Raw genomic sequence first — 408 nt, 5'->3', positions numbered from 1 at the left:
ACGTCATCCCCACCTTCCTCCTCCTTACGAAGGCAGTCTCGTCTGACACGTATAACAGACAACGGGGGTTGCGCTCGTTAATCCACTTAAGGAAACCGCTCATGCGACGAGCTGACGACAGCCGTGCAGCACCTGTCCAGAACCCTCGAAGGCGACCCTATTTCTAGGGTTTGCATCTGGATGTCAAGCCTTGGTGAGGTTTCTCGCTTAGAGTCGAATTGAACCACATGATCCACTGCTTGTGCGAATTCCCGCCTATTCCTTTGAGTTTTAGCCTTGCGGCCGTACTTCCCAGGCGGCAAACTTAACGCGTTAGCTTTACCACCGGAAGGGTCGATGCTCCCGATAGCTAGTCTGCATAGTTTAGGGTGTGGAATACAAGGGTATCTAATCCGGTTTGATGACGTA

Annotated in this window: 1 rRNA gene; it reads right to left on the bottom strand. The window is 52.0% G+C overall.

Annotated elements, in window-relative coordinates:
• Nucleotides 1-408 (bottom strand): 16S ribosomal RNA (locus CIL03_RS19490); the annotation flags it as partial.

Origin of the sequence: Virgibacillus indicus (genome assembly GCF_002266285.1) — a bacterium.
Classification (GTDB): Bacteria; Bacillota; Bacilli; order Bacillales; family Amphibacillaceae; genus Virgibacillus_K; species Virgibacillus_K indicus.
The sequence above is the reverse complement of the archived record's forward strand: the minus strand, read 5'-3'. Positions and strand labels throughout refer to the sequence as shown.